The sequence below is a fragment of the Immundisolibacter cernigliae genome (genome assembly GCF_001697225.1).
In the GTDB taxonomy this organism is placed as follows: domain Bacteria; phylum Pseudomonadota; class Gammaproteobacteria; order Immundisolibacterales; family Immundisolibacteraceae; genus Immundisolibacter; species Immundisolibacter cernigliae.
The window spans coordinates 1,317,509-1,333,349 of sequence record NZ_CP014671.1; the positions used below are offsets into that span (position 1 = coordinate 1,317,509).

Below are 15,841 nucleotides of genomic sequence, written 5' to 3' on the forward strand. Positions count from 1 at the left end.
ATGGCTTCAGGCCGGAGGTGTGAGCGATCACATCCCCGGATTGACCAAAGCCTGTCAGGTTGATCAGGCGTGGGCTTTACGATGTCGTCCTGTGTGCAACTGAAACCCGGAAATCAGTCTCCATGATCATCCCCGTCATCCTGTCCGGCGGCGCCGGCACCCGCCTGTGGCCGCTGTCGCGCGAGCTGTACCCGAAGCAGTTCCTGCCGCTCACCGGCGAGCGCAGCCTGCTGCAGCAGACCGTGCTGCGCTTGCAGGGACTGCCGGACCTGGCGCCGCCGCTGGTGGTGTGCAACGAGGAGCATCGCTTCCTGGTGGCCGAGCAGTTGCGCGCGGTGGGCGTGGCGGGCGGCGAGATTCTGCTGGAGCCGGCCGGGCGCAATACCGCGCCGGCAGTCGCACTGGCGGCGCTGCGGGTAAAGGCGCGCGGCGACGACGACGCGCTGCTGCTGGTGTTGCCGTCGGATCATGTGATTGCCGATGCCGCGGCCTTGCAGCGCGCGGTGAGCGCCGGCGTGGCGGCAGCGCGCGAGGGTGGGCTGGTGACCTTCGGCGTGTTGCCGACGCGGCCGGAGACCGGTTTTGGTTATATCCGCACCGGCGCCGTGCCGGGCGGCGGGCTGTCGGCGCAGCCGGTATTGGCCTTTGTCGAAAAGCCGGATGCCGAGCGCGCCGCGGCCTATGTGGCCAGCGGCGAGTACCTGTGGAACGGCGGCATGTTCCTGTTCGGCGCCGACGCCTATCTGGCCGAGCTGGAACGCCTCGCGCCGGCCATCCTGGCGGCCTGTAGTGCAGCCAGCGAGAACGCGCGGGTGGATATGGATTTCGTGCGCGTGCAGCGCGAGCCGTTCCTGGCCACGCCGAGCGACTCCATCGACTATGCGGTCATGGAACGCACCGACCGCGCCATGGTGGTGCCGCTGGATGCCGGCTGGAGCGACGTCGGTTCCTGGGACGCGTTGCTAGACGTGCAACCGGCAGACGCGCACGGCAATGTCATTTCCGGCGACGTGATGATCGAGGACGTGTCGGGCAGCCTGATCCGCAGTGAAGGCCGGCTGGTGGCGGCGCTGGGGGTGAGCAATCACATCATCGTCGAGACGGCCGACGCGGTGCTGGTGGCCGACCGCGCCCGTGCCCAGGACGTCAAGCGCCTGGTCGAGCGGCTCAAGGCCGAGCGGCGCGACGAGCCGCTGGTGCACCGGCAGGTGTTTCGGCCCTGGGGTTCGTACGAGGGCCTGGTGCAGACCGAGCGTTTTCAGGTCAAGCGCATCATCGTCAAACCCGGCGCCAGCCTGTCGCTGCAGATGCACCACCACCGCGCCGAGCACTGGGTGGTGGTCAAGGGCACCGCGCGCGTGACCTGCGGTGACGATGTGCGCTTGCTGACCGAGGATCAGTCCACGTACATCCCGCTGGGCACTGCCCACCGGTTGGAGAATCCGGGCCGCATCGACCTGGAGATCATCGAGGTGCAATCCGGCAGCTACCTGGGCGAGGATGACATCGTCCGCTTCGAGGATCACTACGGACGCAGCGGCGCCTGATGCCGGCGGTCGAGCAATCGCTGCGGGTGCTGCACCTGTGCCCGGATACCCGTTATCTGACCGAGCTGTTCGCGCTGTATCGGGAGGCGCTGGACCAGCCGCCGTTCCAGAGCACGGTCGTGTTCCTGCGCGGCAAACCGGACGCCGCGCTGGCGCAGCACATGGGCGAACGGGTGCAGTTTCTGAACCTGTCCCGCAACGCCCTGGAAGGCCTGCGCCTGCCGGCCCTGTGGCGACTGTGGCGGTCGTGCCGGGGGCAGCGTTTCGATCTGGTGGTGGCACATCGCTTCAAGGCGCTCACGCTCGGACTGGCCTTGTACCGCTTGCGCGTGGCGCGGCACGTATTCGGTGTGGTGCACGAGATGGGGCAGTTCGACGGCCATCGCCGACGCGTGATCGAGCGGGCGCGCAAGGCGCCGCTGACGCTGATCGGCGTCTCGGATGCGGTGGTGGCCGATCTTGCGGCGCGTTTTCCGAGTTTTCCGACGGCGCGCCTGAAAGCCTTGCCCAACACCGTGGTCGATCACGCCTTGCTGACGCGCGGCCAGGCCTGCGCGGTGCTCCGGCTGGCACCGGATCGCTTCTGGTTCGGGGCCATCGGCCGGCTGGTGTCGGTCAAGGGCTACGACCTGCTGCTGCGCGCCTTCGCGCCACTGGCACATGAAATTCCCCGGCTGGGCCTGGCCCTGGTCGGAACGGGACGCGAGGAAGCGGCATTGCGTGCACTCAGCCACGACCTGGGCATTGAAGAACAGGTCGCCTTCTGCGGTTGGCGGGAGGATGTACGCAGCCTGCTCGGTGCCTTCGAGGTGTGTGTGTTTCCCTCCCGGGAGGAAGGCTTCGGACTGGCGATCGCCGAGGCCATGGTGGCTGAGCGCCCGGTGATTGCATCCGCGGTCGGCGGCGTGCCCGAGTTGCTGGGCGACGAGGCCTTGCTGGTGCCGCCCGATGAACCGGCGGCGCTGACGGCCGCGCTGCGTCGGCTGTACGACGACCCCGCACTGCGTGAGGCGATGGGGGCTGCGCTGCGCGCGCGCTGGCAGGCGCAGTTCTCGCCGACACAGTTTGCGAGGCGCTTGCAGGCATTTGCGCGTGAGGCGGCCGGAGCGGCCAGGTGAGCGTCGCCGGCCGCTGGACCGGCTGGCGCGCGCGCGGACCGGAGCAGCTCGCCGTGACACTCGGCATGTTCCTGGCAGGCTTTTTTCTGCTGCCGTCCGGCAAGGCGTTGAACACGGTCTACTACGCGCTGGTGCTGGCGCCGGCGTTGTTTTTGCTGCGCGTTGCCGACTGGCGCTGGCTGGCCGGCAGCTACACGTGGCGATTGGCCATGCTGCTGTTGACGTATCTGACCCTGAGTGGGCTGTGGTCGGCCGGCTTTACATTCGATGACTGGCTGCACGAGGCCAAGGCCCTGCCGTACCTGGCCGTGTATCTGGCCGTGCTGGCATGCGTTTGCGTGCGAAGGCGCGCGGCGTGGGAACGGCTGCTGCGCGGCGTCGCGGTGGCCGCCGTGGTCGGCACGCTGCTGTCGGTGGCGCTCTACTATCGGGCCGTAGCGTGGCCGGCGCGCCTGGAGTTTCAGGCCGCCGTCTACAACGCCAACGAAGGGGCGACGCTGCTTGCCGGCTGTCTGATGCTGGTGCTGTTTCACATTCTGCCGGCGGCGCGCGGGCGTTGGTGGCAGGCAGGCTGGCTACTGGCGGCCCTGGTGCTGGCGACTGGCATCGTGCTGACCGGCAGTCGCATGCCGCTGGCGGCTGCCGTGGCGTGTACCGCACTGGGATTTGCGCTGCGCGGGCAGTGGCGGCTGCTCGGGCTCCTGGCGGCCGCAGGCGCGCTGGCCCTGGGCCTGTTGCTGGTCGAGGGTGGCCACGGCCGGCCGGCGCTGGAAAGGGGCGACTCCTACCGGCTGGCCATCTGGCAGCAATTTGCCGCGCGGGTGGCCCACAGACCCTGGTTGGGCGAAGGTGTCCTTACCGACGATACGACGCAGATTGCAGCCCGGGATGCCGGCGCGCCACCGCTGACCATGAATCACCCGCACAGCGTGTACCTTGCCACTGCGCTATACGGCGGGCTGCCGGCGCTGGGCCTGCTGGCTGCATTGCTCGCTGCCGCGCTGCGCCAGGGCACCGGTGCGGCGCGGTGCGGCGAGCCGGCCTGGTTGCTTGTGCTGCTGGTCGGGCTGCTGTGCATGCTGACCGACGGCGACCGTTTGCTGCACGCGCCGCGGGGTATCTGGTTTTATTTCTGGCTGCCGGTCGGCGTGCTGATGGCCCGCCAGACGGCCGGCCGCGACCGGCGTTCGTTGACCGCTTGGCCGGCGGCAGGCTATCGCCCAGAATAGTTGGCTGGCCGCAGGCACCGGAACCGAACCGGGCGTCTGCAGGTCACAGTCCGCACGCCGGGCAATGCGAGGCAATGCGAGGCAATGCTGCCCCTGGGCGGTCAGGTTTCCACGAGCACAAGACATCTTCATGACGAGGCCCAGATGCGGGAAAAAATAAGGATCGCGATCATCGGCGTGGGCAACTGCGCCAGCTCCCTGGTACAGGGCATCCACTACTACCGCGGGCGCGATCCGCAGGACGTGATTGGTCTCATGCACTGGGACATCGGCGGTTATGCGCCGGGCGACATCGAGGTCGTGGCCGCCTTCGACATCGACCGGCGCAAGCTGGGCCGCGACGTGGCCGAGGCGATCTTCGCGCCACCCAACTGCACCACCGTGTTCTGCGCCGAGGTGCCGCCAAGCGGCACCGTGGTGCGCATGGGACGCGTGCTGGACGGCTACTCCGAGCACATGGCCGACTACCCCGACGCGCGCACCTTCCTGGTGGCCGACGCGCCGCAGCCGGACCAGGCCGAGGTGGTACGCGTGCTGCGCGAGGCGCGCGCCGACATGGTGCTCAACTACCTGCCGGTGGGCTCCGAGGAGGCCACGCGCTTTTACGCCGAGTGCGCGCTGCAGGCCGGCTGCGGCTTCGTGAACAACATGCCGGTGTTCATCGCCAGCGACCCGGCCTGGGCCAAACGCTTCGAGGCCGCCGGCCTGCCGATCATCGGCGATGACATCAAGGCCCAGTTTGGCGCCACCATCACCCACCGGGCGCTGACCGACCTGTGCCGCAAGCGCGGCGTGACCATCGATCGCACCTATCAGCTGAACACCGGCGGCAACACCGATTTTCTGAACATGCTGAACCTGGCGCGCCTGAAGTCGAAAAAGCGCTCCAAGACCGAGGCCGTGCAGTCGGTGGCGGCCATTCGCTTCGACGACGAGAACATCCACGTCGGCCCGTCCGACTACGTGGCCTGGCAGAACGACAACAAGGTCTGCTTCCTGCGCCTCGAGGGACGCATGTTCGGCGATGTGCCGTTCAACCTGGAATTGCGCCTGTCGGTGGAGGACTCGCCCAACTCGGCCGGCGTGGCCATCGACATGATCCGCTGCTGCAAGCTGGCGCTGGATCGCGGCGAGGGTGGCGTGCTTTATCCGCCATCGGCGTTCTTCTGCAAGCACCCGCCGGTGCAGTACACCGACGACGACGCCTACCGCCTGACCGAGGCTTTCATCGACGGCACCTGGAAGGAAAAACTGGCCGAGGTGGCGGCACAGCGGGCGGCGGCCGGCGGCACCTGACGGCCAGGCCGGGCATCGTTCGGCCCGAGGGCGGGCCTCCCACGGGCGATGCCACATGGGAAGTGATGGCATTCGGTCCGAGCGGGCCTCCAACGGTCGATGTCTCGTGGGAGCGGCGCCCTCGCCGCGAATCTTCCAACCAAACATTCGGCCCGGGGACGGGCCTCCCACGGGGTGCCCATACTTATGGCCCGTCCGCGATGATCGCGTCGGCCTCGATCTCGACCAGGATGTCCGGCTCGAACAAGGCGTTGACGCCGATCAGGCTGCTGGCCGGCGGGTGCTCGGCAAAGGCCTCGCAGTGGGCGCGGGCAACCGCTTCCCATTCCGTGATGTCGACAATGAACACGCGCGTGCGGATCACGTCCGCCAGGCTGCCGCCGACCGCCGCCAGCGCCGTTTGCAGGTTCTCGATCGCCTGGCGGGCCTGGGCGTAGGCGCCGCCCGGCACGATGTGGCCGTCGATGTCGCGTCCGGTACTGCCGGACACCGCCACGTGCGGGCCGCGGCGCACCGCCTGGCAAAAACCGAAGGCCTGCTCGCCAATGCTGCCGACGGCATAACGGCTCAGTTGCATGGCCTCACTCCGGCGGATTGGGCTCGGCCGGATGATAGCGCCGCCGACACAACCGGCCCAGATGGGTCAGCAGCTCGTAGCCGATGGTGCCGGCGGCCGCGGCCAGCGCATCGACGTCGTAGTCCGTGCCCAGCAGTTCCACCTCATCGCCGGGACGCGGCGTGCCGGGCGGCAAGGCACTGACGTCCAGCATCAGCAGGTCCATCGACAGGCGGCCGATCAGCGGCACCCGCCGGCCGCCCACCAGAGCCAGACTGCGGCTGCTGGCGGCGCGCGGGTAGCCGTCCGCATAGCCACAGGCGACCGTTGCGATGCGGCCCGGCGCCCGCATGCGGTAGCTGGCGCCGTAACCGACGCTGGTGTCCTCGCGCACCTCGCGCACCTGCAGCACCGGCGCGCGCAGGCGTACCACCGGGCGCAGCGGATTGGGCTGCTCCGGCTGCGGGTTCAGTCCATACAGGCCGGCACCCGGCCGCACCAGGTCGAAGTGCCAGTCCGAACCGAGCAGCACGCCGGACGAGTTGGCCAGACTCGCCCGCGGCCGGCCGAGCGCCTGCCAGGCGGCGGTGAAGCGCTCCAGTTGCTGGCGATTGAGCGGATGGCCTGGCTGTTCAGCGCAGGCCAGGTGCGACAGCAGCAGCGCGATCGCGCCCGGCTGTCGCCAGCGCGGGCCAAGTGCCGGCAAGTCGCCGGCATCGAGGCCCAGGCGCGTCATGCCACTGTCGATCTGCAGCGCCGCCGGCGTGCCGGCCGGAAAATCCGCCTCGAAGGCCGCCACCTGCGTGGGGTCGTTCAGTACCGGCAGCAGGCGGGCAGCGCGCAGGGCCGGCAATTCCGCCGGCAGGTAGCCGTTCAGGACGTAGATCAGCGCGTCCGGCAGCAGCACGCGCAGCGCCGCGCCCTCGCCCACACTGGCCACGAAAAATTCGCGGCAGCCGGCCTGCCACAGCGTGCGCGCCACCGCCGTCAGGCCCAGGCCATAGGCATCGGCCTTGACGCAGGCGGCGCAGGCGGCAGATCCGGCGCGCTGCGCGAACCAGCGGTAATTGGCAGCGATGGCCGTCACATCGACGTCGAGCGCGGCGGCTCGCAGGCATGGCTCGGCGGGCAGGCTGGAGTTCATGCGCACAGTGGCTCGAACGCTGGAGGTGCCGTCCCGCCCCCCCCGTCCGGGCAAGAACCGTGCGGACAGGCGGCGGAGCGGATCGGATCGGCCCGTGGGCCTTGCCCGGCCGCCTGTTTTCAGGGTCCGGCCGGGGCGAGTACGCGAACGAAATTATACGCACCCGGCTGCATCCGCCCGGGCACGCCGCGCCGGCCGAGCCGCGTCAAACCCCTTCTGCGCTGGCCTGAAAATTCAGCTCCGCGATCACGCCGTTCGGATCGACCGCGAACACTTGGTGCAGGTCCGCGGCACGCATCGACAGTTCGCGGTACGGGATGCCGAGGCTGTTCAGGCGCTCGCGCAGCGCCGGCAAGCCGCTGACCCGAAACGCAAGGTGATCGACGCCCGGGCCTTCCGGGCCGCGCTGCTCGTGCATGGGGTTGTCGAACACGTCGGCGCCGTAGTGCTCGCCGATCTCCATCAGGTGCACGATCGGCCGCCCGCCGGCATACAGCCAGTAGCCGGGCAGGGCCAGCGGCGGCCTGGGGCCGACCTCCAGACCCAGTGCCTCGACGTAGAAGCGGCGGGTTTCTTCCAGGCGCGAGGTGCGGATGGCGCAGTGGTCAAGGGATTCGAGTGCCATGGTGGATTTCTCCTCAAGTAATGACGCTGTCCAGCCGGATACACCGTATCACCGGCCCATGCCTGAATCACCCCGCAGACGCGCCCAGACTCAAGCGCACGACATCATCGCTCCAGCTGGTAAAGCAGATCCGCCGTCTGCGTGAGGCCGGACACCACCTCCAGCAGCCAGCGCTGGGTCAGCGTGTAGCGCAGGGTGACGGCATTGGTCTGCTCGGCCAGCGTCAGACCGTAGCCCACGAACAGGCGCGGCGTCAGATAGCGGCCCAGGGCCAGGTTGGCGCCGCCATTGCCGTCGCCGCCCAGCTGGGCCTCGTCGAAACCCAGCGTCTGACCCAGGCGCTTGACCAGCGTGCCGCCGCCGCGCATGCCGACCGAGGCGGCGGCCTGCATCAGCAGATCGCTCTCGCTGCTCTTGGCCTGCTGCATCGGGCGGCCCAGCACCAGATAGGACAGGATGTCCGACTGCGGCATGGCCGGGGTCGAGTACAGCTGCGTGGTCGGTGCCCTGGCGGTGCCGGTGATGCGCACGCCGGCGTTGACCGTGCCCACCTGGCGCGCGGCGGTGATGCGCAGCGCCGGGTTGTCCGGCGGACCGCCGGCGTAACGCAGCTCGCCTTGCGTCACCGGCAGGCGCTGGCCATAGAAGGTGTACTGGCCTTCGGCCACCTTCACTTGGCCATTCACCGCCGCGGTTCCGTCCTGCCGTTGCCGCAGGCGCACGGCGCCGCCCAGCCGACCCTGAAATCCATAGGCATCCACCCGCACGTCGTCACCCAGCACAACGCGCACGTCGGCCCGCGCCCCCAGCGGCGGCCTGTCGGCGGCCTCGCGCCCCTGCACCACCACATCCGGCGATGCCTGCACCGCCGCCGGCCGGTCCTGGGCGTGGATGCGCGCCTGTGGCACCTTGACTTCACCGCCCACCGTCAGCCGCCCATCGGCGAACGCGATGTCGATGTCCGGATCGACCTTTGCCTGCAGCTGCGCAGTGTCGAACACCTGCACCTGCTCGCCCTGCAGCGCCAGTTGCGCGCGCACACCGCCGGGCAAGCGGCTGCCCTCCCCCTGCAGACGCAAGGTGCCCTCGCCGGAACGCAGGCTGCCGGTCAGACGCAGCGTGTCGCCGGCGGCGGCAATCAGGCGCGCCTGCGCTTCATGCAGCTCGATGCCGAGTTCCGGCACGGCGGCGCGGCCGTCCAGCAGCTTGGCCTCGCCCGTCAGCCGCGGCGCGCCGAGCGTGCCTTCGACCTGCAAGCTGGCCTCGATGCGCCCGGCCAGCCCCGCCAGCTGAGGCAGCCACGCCTCGAACAGGCCGATGTCCGGCAGCTGCGCCGCCACTGTGCCGCGCAGCGGCGCCTGGGCAGCCGCCGGCAGCGGCGGCAGGCGCAAGGTGGCGGAGAGCAGGTCCACCTCGCCCGGGGACGCCGGCGCCAGCTGCACGGACACCTCCCCGCCGCTGGCTTCCAGCCGTCCGTCCACACGCGCGCCGCCGTGGGCGAAGCGACGCCGGCCGCCATCGGGCGTCGGCAGGCGCAGCTCGCCGGCCGGCACGCTGAGGTGCACTTCCCCCAGCAGCGGCCCGGCGTCACGGTGCAGGCGCAGCCGCCCGTCGATTTGTCCGTCCACGGCCACGTCGGCATCGGCCAGGGCGACCAGCGGCGCCAGCGGCAGGGCCTCGACCTGCGCGGCCAAGTCGACCACGCCGGCGGCGTGCCCGCCGTCCGCGCACAGCCGCGCTGCCCCGGCCTGCCAGCAGTGACGGCTGACCGACTGCTGCGTCCGGCGCAGCTCCAGTTCCAGTGGCCCGGCCAGCGTCCACGCCTGTGGCGGCAGGCCGTCCACCGTGCCATCGCTCATGCGCCCGCGCCAGCCGTCGTCCAGCAAGCCACCACGGCCATCCAGCGTGAGCCGTTGACCGTCATGCGCAAGGCTCAGGTGCACGGCGTGATCGGCCGCGCCGCCGTCGGCGGCAAGCTGCAGCGCCAGGCGCCGCTCGCCCAGCCGCACCCCGGCCGCGTCGATCTGCAGCGACAGGCGATCCCGCGGACGGTCGAGGTCCAACTGCGCGCGCAGCGTGTCGGCGGCCTGATCGCCGTAGGCCAGATCGGCGGCCTGCAGCTGCACGCTGGCCTGCGCCCAACCGGGCCCGCTGATGTTTAGCTGCGCGTCGAGCCGGCCGCGCGCGCCGGGCAGCAGCTCGCTGGCGGCCGGCACGTTCAGCGTACCGACCAGCGGCGGGCCGGCTCCCAGCACGGTGCCGGACGCGCGCAGGCTGGCTCGCCCCAGGCGCAGATCGACGTCGGACAAGCGCAGTGCCTGCGGCTGCCAGGCCAGCGCGCCCTGGCCGCCGAGCGGCTGGCCGCGCAAGCTGCCGCCGAGACTGGCGATTTGCAGCTCGAGCGCTGCAGCATCCCCGCCGGCGGTGATGTCGACATCCACCCGCCCCGGCCACTGCGGCCACAGCAGGCCGGGATCGAAGCCGCGGGCCCGGGCTGTGACGGCGTAATGCAGTTCCGGCACCCAGCGCAGTTCGCCCTGGCCTTCGAGACTGCCCCCAGCAGCTGCGCGGCAAAGCTTTCCAGCCGTACCTGCCCGGTGTCGCCGCGCGCCTGCGCCGTGAGCTCACCGGTCTGGCCCTGTGCCGCCAAGGCGGCCTGCAGCGTCAGTGCCCAGTCGTCGAGTCGGCCGCTGAACCGGGCGCTGCCGCTCGGTGAGGTCAGCTGCGGCGCCTGGGCACCCAGCGGCCATTGCAGGGCCTGCCAGTCGAGCTGTCCCTGAGCGATGGCCGCGTCCAGATCCAGCCGGCCGGCAAGGTCCATGCGCGCCGACCCGGCCTGCGCATCCGCAGTCACGTCCCACGCCACACCGTCACCCTGCGCCACCAGCCGGCCCTGCACCACGCCGGCCGGCGTCTGCTCCAAGCGGTAGCCGAGGGTGAGCGTGAGGTCGGCGCCGCGGCCGCGGGCACGGCCATCCAGGGCCAGCAGCCAGGGCGGCAGTCCGGCCCGCCAGGCTGCCAGCGGCCCGCGCTCCATCCACAGATGCGCCTGCCAGGGGCCGCCGGCCAGCGGCGTGTCCACACTGGCCACCAGCCGCGCGGCAGCCGGCGCGCGGCTGCGCAGCGCCAGCTGCACGCCATGCGCAAGGCTGCCACCGATGCTGCCGGCCAGTTGCAGCGGCGGACCGTCCGGCTGACGCAGCGTGCCCTGCACAAGCCCGTCCAGAGCGCCGGCACCCGCAAAATCCAGACGCAGCGCGGCGTCCACCGATCCGTGCTCCGCGCGCACCGATACCTGACCGAGCTGCAGGCGGCTGCCGTCCAGACTGCCGGCCAGACTCAGGCTTTCCAGCCGCAGCGGGGCGCCGTCGGCCGGCGTCAGCATCAGGCCCCGCACATCCAGCGCCTGCAGCGTGACGCGGGCCGGCACAGCCAGCGACGGCAGCTGCGGCGGCTCGGTCGCTGGCCCGCCGTCACCTTCCAGTACCACGCGCAGCTCATCGAGCGTGATGCGGCCAAGCGCCACATGGCGGCGCCACAGCCTGCCGTCGCCGGGCCGCCAGTCGATGGCCGCCGCCTGCGCCCGCACGCCGTCCAGACGCAGTTCGACCTGCTGCAGCTGCAGTCCCTGGCGCAGGTTGCCATGCACCGCGCCAATGCTGAGTCGATCCCCGGCCAGCGCCACGGCACCCCGCAGCAAGGCCCGCGCCGCGCCGTCGCTGCCGAGCGCGACATGGCCGGCCAGGCCGACCAGCAACACGGCCAGCAGCAAGCCACGCAGCAGCCCGGCCCGGCGCCTCACAGGTCCGGCCCCACGGTAATGTGCAGGCGCAGCGGCGAACCGGGTTCGGAAATGGCGCTGGCCAGGTCCAGGCGCACGGCGCCGACCGGCGAGCGCCAGCGAAAACCCACGCCGACGCTACGCTCCAGATTCAGCCGCGTGCCGTTGAAGGCGTTGCCGGCGTCGAAGAACAGCGCACCGCCGAAGTTGCCGGCGAACATCCACTCGTACTCCACACTGGCCACCAGCAGGTGCCGGCCGCCAACCACGTCACCGCCGCTGTCGCGCGGCCCGAGCTTCTCGTAGTCGTAGCCGCGCACGCTCTGGTCGCCGCCGGCGAAAAAACGCAGCGAGGCCGGCAGCTCGCCGAAGCCGTCGACCCAGGTGGAGCCCAGATCCAGCCGCCCCAGCAGGCGCTGATCGCGACCGATGCCCTGCACGTACTTGCCGGCCGCCCGCGCCTGCACGAAGGAAAGGTCCGACAGCAGGCCCGCCAGGGCGCCGCGCAGGCTCAGGTCCAGGCGCCAGCCGTGGCGCGGCCACAGCGGGTTGTCGCTGTGGCTGCCCTGCCAGCCGAGCGAGGGAATCAGCAGCGCGGTGGTGGCCTCGTCGCCACCGGTGTCGAAACGCTCGACCAGGTAATCCAGACCCACGCTGCGCCGCCCGATGCCCCAGCCGCGCGTCACCGCGGTCTGCAGGGTCAGGCTGTCGGAACGGGCGCTGGTGGTGTCCTCGCGGCGGGCGACGGCGCCGAAGCTCAGTTGCTCGGTGCGCGGATCGGCCAGCGGCATGCGGTAGTGGGTGCTCAGCTCGCTGTCGCGCGGCGACAGCAGCAGCGTGCTGTCCAGGCCATGGCCGCGCCGGTTCACGTAGCGGCGCTGTTGGCCGGCCCGCAGGCGCGGCCCGCTGTCGGTGGCAAAGCCGACGCCGGCGTTATAGGCACTGCGCGGGCGCGGCGTCAGGCTGACGACGACCGGCACGCTGTGCGCGGCGCGATCGCGGCTGCCCGGCTGCACTTCCACGCCGCTGAAGTAGCCGCTGTCGGCGAGCGCGCTCTGGTAGTCCAGCAGGCGTGCCATTCGGTATGGCTCCCCCGGCTGCGGGGCGCCGTAGCGGCGCAGCAACGACTCGCGCACGACCGTTTCCTGCAGCGACACCTCGCCGAAGCGATAGCGGGCACCGCTGTCGAGCGTCAGCGTCACCTGCGCCGTGTAGGCGTCCAGATCCACCTGCACCTGGTGCGTGGTGAACGCCGCGTCCAGATAGCCGTGCTCGTGCAGGGTTTCCAGCAGCGTCCGCTTGCCGTCCTCGTAACGGGCGTGACGCAGGCGGTTGCCGACCTGCAGCGGAAACGCCGGCAAGGCCGCCTGCAGCGCGGCATTGCTGCCGGCCGGGCCGGTGACGGTCAAATCCAGGGTGGTCACCCGCAGCGGCTCGCCACGCTCGACCCGGTAGTGCGCCTGCCAGCCGTCCTTGCCCTCGCGCAGGCTGGATTCGACCGTCGCCCGGTAATAGCCGCTGGCCTCCAGGGCAGTGCGAATCTGCTGCGGGGCGGCGGTGTGGGCGCGGCGAATGCGCGCCGGCGACACCCGTTCGCGCCGTGCCTCGGCGCCGATGTCCAGCGTGGCCAGCACGCTTTCGGTCAGTGTCGGCGGCAGGCCATCGAGCGCCACCTGCACGGTGGCGGCGTGCGCGCCCGGCAGCAGGAGAAAGAGCAATAGACACAGGGCCAGCCGGCCCACGGCACGCCTCATGAAGTGGATATGCCGCTCCGTTCAGGCGGCCCTGCCGTGGCGTCGACCGCCATCAGGGGCGGGCGCTCGGTCAAATCGGTATGCGGCAAGGCTGCCGCTGACGCACCCGGCCGGCTCGCGGCGGCGCGATTCAGCAGCGGGTTGTCTGTCAGCGCCTTGGGGCCGAGCTCCAGACCCGGCGCCTCGACATGGAAGCGGCGGGCTTCTTCCAGGCGCCAGGTTCGGATGGCGCCGTGGCCCAGGGAATCGGGTGTCATGGGGGATTTCTTCTCAAGCAAAGCCGCTGACCAGCCGAATACACCGTATCACCGGTCCAGGCCCGAATCACGATGCAGACAGCCTTGCCCGAAGCGGCGCTGGAAACCCTCGCAGCGGTGTTTCGCACCATGCCGCATTACCCCCTGCTGGCGGAATCGTCGTCCGCCGCGCTCTACGGCGACTACGAGGCTTGGGCACTGCATCTGCTGACCGGCAGCCCGCCGCCCGGCCTGACGCCGGCGCCGGCATCGCACCGGCAGTGGGGTCAGGCGCAGCTTTTCTTCCGTGAACATCGGGTCGCCGAGCAGGTGCGGGTGCGTCATCGCGAACGTGAATACAGCGCTCTGGCACAGGATCTGCTGGGTGCCTTGCGCGATGCCAGTGCCGCCTCGGGCGAGCTGGAGGGGACGCTCGAAGCCGGCCTGCAGCGTGTTCAGGCGCTGCTGGCCAGCAGCGACGTGGACCGGCTGCGGGCCGAATTTGCGTGCCTGGCGGGCCAGTTGCGCGAGGCGCTGGCCAGCCAGCGGGCCACGCTGGAGCACCAGATCGGCGACCTGCGCGAGCGCCTGCAGGCCGCCGAACAGGCCAGGGCCGAGTCGGAAGGCCGCGCGCGTGAACTGGGAAGCACGGTGGCCGACTTGCGTCAGGCGCTCGACGATGCCCGCCAGCGGATGCAGATCGACCCGCTGACCCGGCTCTACAATCGCGGCGCCTTCGACGCCGCCCTGCGCCGCTACGTCGAGCTCAGTCAGGCCAGTGGGCAGACGCTGGCGCTGGTGGTGTTGGACCTGGATCACTTCAAGGCGGTCAATGACCGTTATGGCCATCCGGCCGGGGACGCGGCGCTGACGGCGTTCGCGGACCTGCTCAGTCGCTCGTTCCTGCGCGCCGATGATTTCGTCGCCCGCTGCGGCGGGGAGGAGTTCGCGGTGCTGCTGTTCGTGGCCGACGCCGCGCAGGTGGTGCGCCTGGTCGAGGCGCTGTTCGAGCGGCTGCGCGGCCTGCGCCTGCCGATGCTGGGGGACGGCGTGCTCACCTGCTCGTGCGGCTACGCCCTGCTGGGGCCGGATGACGATGGCGAGGCGCTGGCACACCGCGCCGACCGGGCGCTGTATCAGGCCAAACGCGACGGGCGCGACCGGCTGCGGGCCGCGGAATGACCATCCGGCAACGGCTGGTTCCGGCGCGTGTTCAGGCCGGCCGCGAACAGTGGTGCAGCAGCACACTGCCGAGTCCGGCGCCAAACTCGGCGCAGGCGGTCTGCCCGGGAAGCAGGGCGTAGGCGCGCGTCAGGCCGCCGGTCAGGACGATCTCGCCGGCCCGCAAACCCTCGCCCCAGGTCGATAAATGCCGGGCCAGCCAGGCCACCGCGGCCAGCGGCGAGCCCAGCGTACTGGCGCCCAGGCCCTGATCCATGACAACCCCGTCGATGCTCAGCAGCACCCCGACCAGCCGCAGGTCGCCCACGTCAGAAAGCGCCCGTGGCGCGCCCAGCAGGTAACGCGCGGCCGAACTGTTATCGGCGATGTTGTCGACCGATTTGAACCGGTAGTCGCGGTAGCGGCTGTCGACGACCTCGATGGCCGGCAGCACGGCGGCGGTCGCGGCCGCCACCTGTTCCGGCGTGAGCTGCGCGCCGTGCAGATCCCGTCCGAGCAGGATGGCGATTTCCGGCTCCACGCGCGGCTGGATCAGCGCCCCTGCCGCCAGCCGCGGTTCGGGCAGGCGCATGTCCGCCAGCAGCACGCCGCTGTTGGGATGATCCACGCCCATCTGCTGGCGCATGGCGGCGCTGGTGAAACCGAGTTTGTAGCCGGCGCGCGGGCCGCCCTGCAGGCGCAGCAGCTCGGCCTGGATGGCGTAGGCATCGGCCTCGGTCAGGCCCGGGTAAGCGTCGCTGAGCGGCGCTGCAGCCTGGGTCCGGGTGGCAGCCTGCTGTAAACGGGCGGCGAGCGTGGCAACCGTGTCGCTGGCAAGCGTCATGACATTCCCCCGGGGTTCGGTTTGCTGGCAGGGAACAGGATAAACGCCACCCGCCGGCGCATCGCGAGCTTGGCAATTCGGGATCACGGACGCCTGACCGCGCCTGGTCGGCGCGGGGCGCGCAGGTGCCGCGGCGCTGGACACGCGCCGGCACTTGCGGCATACAGGGTGCGTCATGCGCCACCTGCAACGCTTCCTGCTGTGTCTGCTGTGCGCCGCGCTGCCCTTGCGGGGTGGCGCGCAGATGCTCGACGTTCCGGCGCCATGCCCGATGTCGCAGGCGATGGCGCCGGCCACCGATACCGCCAGCGTGGATGCCTGCTGTGAACATGGCGACCTGGCCGGCGGGACCGGCACCGCGTGCGAGACCGGGCAGGGCTGCCATTGCGGTGGGCCCGGCATGGCGGTGGTGGCCTTCGCTGCCGCCGTGCAGGGCCCGCGGCCCGCGCTGCAGCCGCTGTCCGCGCGCTTGCTGGTGGCTGCCTGCCATCCCTCCGCCGTCTGGCGACCCCCGACTCTGATCTGACTTCCTGACGACTTCGCGTGTCGC

14 protein-coding genes are annotated in these 15,841 nt (G+C 70.8%); 6 read left to right on the forward strand and 8 right to left on the reverse strand.

The window, feature by feature from the left end; genetic code table 11:
- Positions 1–122 precede the first annotated feature (122 nt).
- The 4 genes from PG2T_RS06255 (at position 123) to PG2T_RS06270 (ending at position 5,190) form a co-directional block, all read left to right on the forward strand.
- The gene (locus PG2T_RS06255) at positions 123–1,547 is read left to right on the forward strand and encodes a mannose-1-phosphate guanylyltransferase/mannose-6-phosphate isomerase (RefSeq protein ID WP_068803525.1); all 1,425 of its coding nucleotides are present in this window, start codon (positions 123–125) and stop codon (positions 1,545–1,547) included.
- Positions 1,547–2,665 (forward strand): glycosyltransferase family 4 protein, encoded by a 1,119-nt coding sequence (locus tag PG2T_RS06260; RefSeq protein WP_068803526.1) that lies wholly within the window; start codon positions 1,547–1,549, stop codon positions 2,663–2,665. The genes PG2T_RS06255 and PG2T_RS06260 overlap by 1 nt, the downstream gene beginning before the upstream one ends.
- A complete protein-coding gene (locus PG2T_RS06265; protein ID WP_068803527.1) occupies positions 2,662–3,894 on the forward strand; it encodes an O-antigen ligase family protein in 1,233 nt (410 codons plus the stop codon). The genes PG2T_RS06260 and PG2T_RS06265 overlap by 4 nt, the downstream gene beginning before the upstream one ends.
- A 144-nt stretch (positions 3,895–4,038) precedes the next feature.
- A complete protein-coding gene (locus tag PG2T_RS06270; protein WP_068803528.1) occupies positions 4,039–5,190 on the forward strand; it encodes an inositol-3-phosphate synthase in 1,152 nt (383 codons plus the stop codon).
- A gap of 184 nt (positions 5,191–5,374) precedes the next feature.
- Here the strand turns inward: PG2T_RS06270 and PG2T_RS06275 are convergent, their stop codons facing one another.
- The 7 genes from PG2T_RS06275 to PG2T_RS06300 all read right to left on the reverse strand — a co-directional run bounded on the left by PG2T_RS06275 (position 5,375) and on the right by PG2T_RS06300 (position 13,307).
- Complete coding sequence (locus PG2T_RS06275) at positions 5,375–5,767, reverse strand: RidA family protein (protein ID WP_068803529.1); 393 nt, start codon at positions 5,765–5,767, stop codon at positions 5,375–5,377.
- 4 nt (positions 5,768–5,771) lie between these two features.
- Positions 5,772–6,890: an alanine racemase gene (gene alr, locus PG2T_RS06280; protein WP_068803530.1), complete on the reverse strand. Its 1,119-nt coding sequence runs from the start codon at positions 6,888–6,890 to the stop codon at positions 5,772–5,774.
- 205 nt (positions 6,891–7,095) lie between these two features.
- On the reverse strand, positions 7,096–7,515 hold the full coding sequence (locus PG2T_RS06285) for a VOC family protein (protein WP_068803531.1): 420 nt from the start codon (positions 7,513–7,515) through the stop codon (positions 7,096–7,098).
- 104 nt (positions 7,516–7,619) lie between these two features.
- Positions 7,620–9,374: a translocation/assembly module TamB domain-containing protein gene (locus tag PG2T_RS06290; RefSeq protein ID WP_236953329.1), complete on the reverse strand. Its 1,755-nt coding sequence runs from the start codon at positions 9,372–9,374 to the stop codon at positions 7,620–7,622.
- Positions 9,375–9,733: 359 nt separating this feature from the next.
- Positions 9,734–11,317, reverse strand: coding sequence for a translocation/assembly module TamB domain-containing protein (locus PG2T_RS16635; protein ID WP_145931023.1), 1,584 nt, complete (start codon positions 11,315–11,317; stop codon positions 9,734–9,736).
- On the reverse strand, positions 11,314–13,050 hold the full coding sequence (locus tag PG2T_RS06295) for an autotransporter assembly complex protein TamA (protein WP_068803534.1): 1,737 nt from the start codon (positions 13,048–13,050) through the stop codon (positions 11,314–11,316). Before PG2T_RS06295 ends, PG2T_RS16635 begins: the two co-directional genes overlap by 4 nt.
- Entirely contained in the window at positions 13,047–13,307 is a 261-nt protein-coding gene (locus PG2T_RS06300; protein ID WP_068803536.1) for a hypothetical protein, read from the reverse strand. The genes PG2T_RS06295 and PG2T_RS06300 overlap by 4 nt, the downstream gene beginning before the upstream one ends.
- A gap of 72 nt (positions 13,308–13,379) precedes the next feature.
- Here PG2T_RS06300 and PG2T_RS06305 point away from each other — a divergent pair, with 72 nt between their 5' ends.
- A complete protein-coding gene (locus PG2T_RS06305; RefSeq protein ID WP_083214806.1) occupies positions 13,380–14,468 on the forward strand; it encodes a GGDEF domain-containing protein in 1,089 nt (362 codons plus the stop codon).
- Between the two features lie 31 nt (positions 14,469–14,499).
- Here the strand turns inward: PG2T_RS06305 and PG2T_RS06310 are convergent, their stop codons facing one another.
- On the reverse strand, positions 14,500–15,291 hold the full coding sequence (locus PG2T_RS06310; protein WP_068803540.1) for a 2-keto-4-pentenoate hydratase: 792 nt from the start codon (positions 15,289–15,291) through the stop codon (positions 14,500–14,502).
- A gap of 175 nt (positions 15,292–15,466) precedes the next feature.
- Here PG2T_RS06310 and PG2T_RS06315 point away from each other — a divergent pair, with 175 nt between their 5' ends.
- Complete coding sequence (locus tag PG2T_RS06315) at positions 15,467–15,817, forward strand: hypothetical protein (protein WP_068803542.1); 351 nt, start codon at positions 15,467–15,469, stop codon at positions 15,815–15,817.
- The last annotated feature ends 24 nt before the right edge of the window (positions 15,818–15,841 follow it).

Bases quoted from the DNA above. Each gene is read 5' to 3' on its own strand.
- PG2T_RS06290 (WP_236953329.1), bottom strand. From the start codon at position 9,374: ATGAGCGATGGCACGGTGGACGGCCTGCCGCCACAGGCGTGGACGCTG.
- PG2T_RS06285 (WP_068803531.1), bottom strand. From the start codon at position 7,515: ATGGCACTCGAATCCCTTGACCACTGCGCCATCCGCACCTCGCGCCTG.
- PG2T_RS06260 (WP_068803526.1), top strand. From the start codon at position 1,547: ATGCCGGCGGTCGAGCAATCGCTGCGGGTGCTGCACCTGTGCCCGGAT.
- PG2T_RS06305 (WP_083214806.1), top strand. From the start codon at position 13,380: ATGCAGACAGCCTTGCCCGAAGCGGCGCTGGAAACCCTCGCAGCGGTG.
- PG2T_RS06315 (WP_068803542.1), top strand. From the start codon at position 15,467: ATGCGCCACCTGCAACGCTTCCTGCTGTGTCTGCTGTGCGCCGCGCTG.
- alr (WP_068803530.1), bottom strand. From the start codon at position 6,890: ATGAACTCCAGCCTGCCCGCCGAGCCATGCCTGCGAGCCGCCGCGCTC.
- PG2T_RS06300 (WP_068803536.1), bottom strand. From the start codon at position 13,307: ATGACACCCGATTCCCTGGGCCACGGCGCCATCCGAACCTGGCGCCTG.
- PG2T_RS06310 (WP_068803540.1), bottom strand. From the start codon at position 15,291: ATGACGCTTGCCAGCGACACGGTTGCCACGCTCGCCGCCCGTTTACAG.
- PG2T_RS06295 (WP_068803534.1), bottom strand. From the start codon at position 13,050: ATGAGGCGTGCCGTGGGCCGGCTGGCCCTGTGTCTATTGCTCTTTCTC.
- PG2T_RS06270 (WP_068803528.1), top strand. From the start codon at position 4,039: ATGCGGGAAAAAATAAGGATCGCGATCATCGGCGTGGGCAACTGCGCC.
- PG2T_RS06275 (WP_068803529.1), bottom strand. From the start codon at position 5,767: ATGCAACTGAGCCGTTATGCCGTCGGCAGCATTGGCGAGCAGGCCTTC.
- PG2T_RS06255 (WP_068803525.1), top strand. From the start codon at position 123: ATGATCATCCCCGTCATCCTGTCCGGCGGCGCCGGCACCCGCCTGTGG.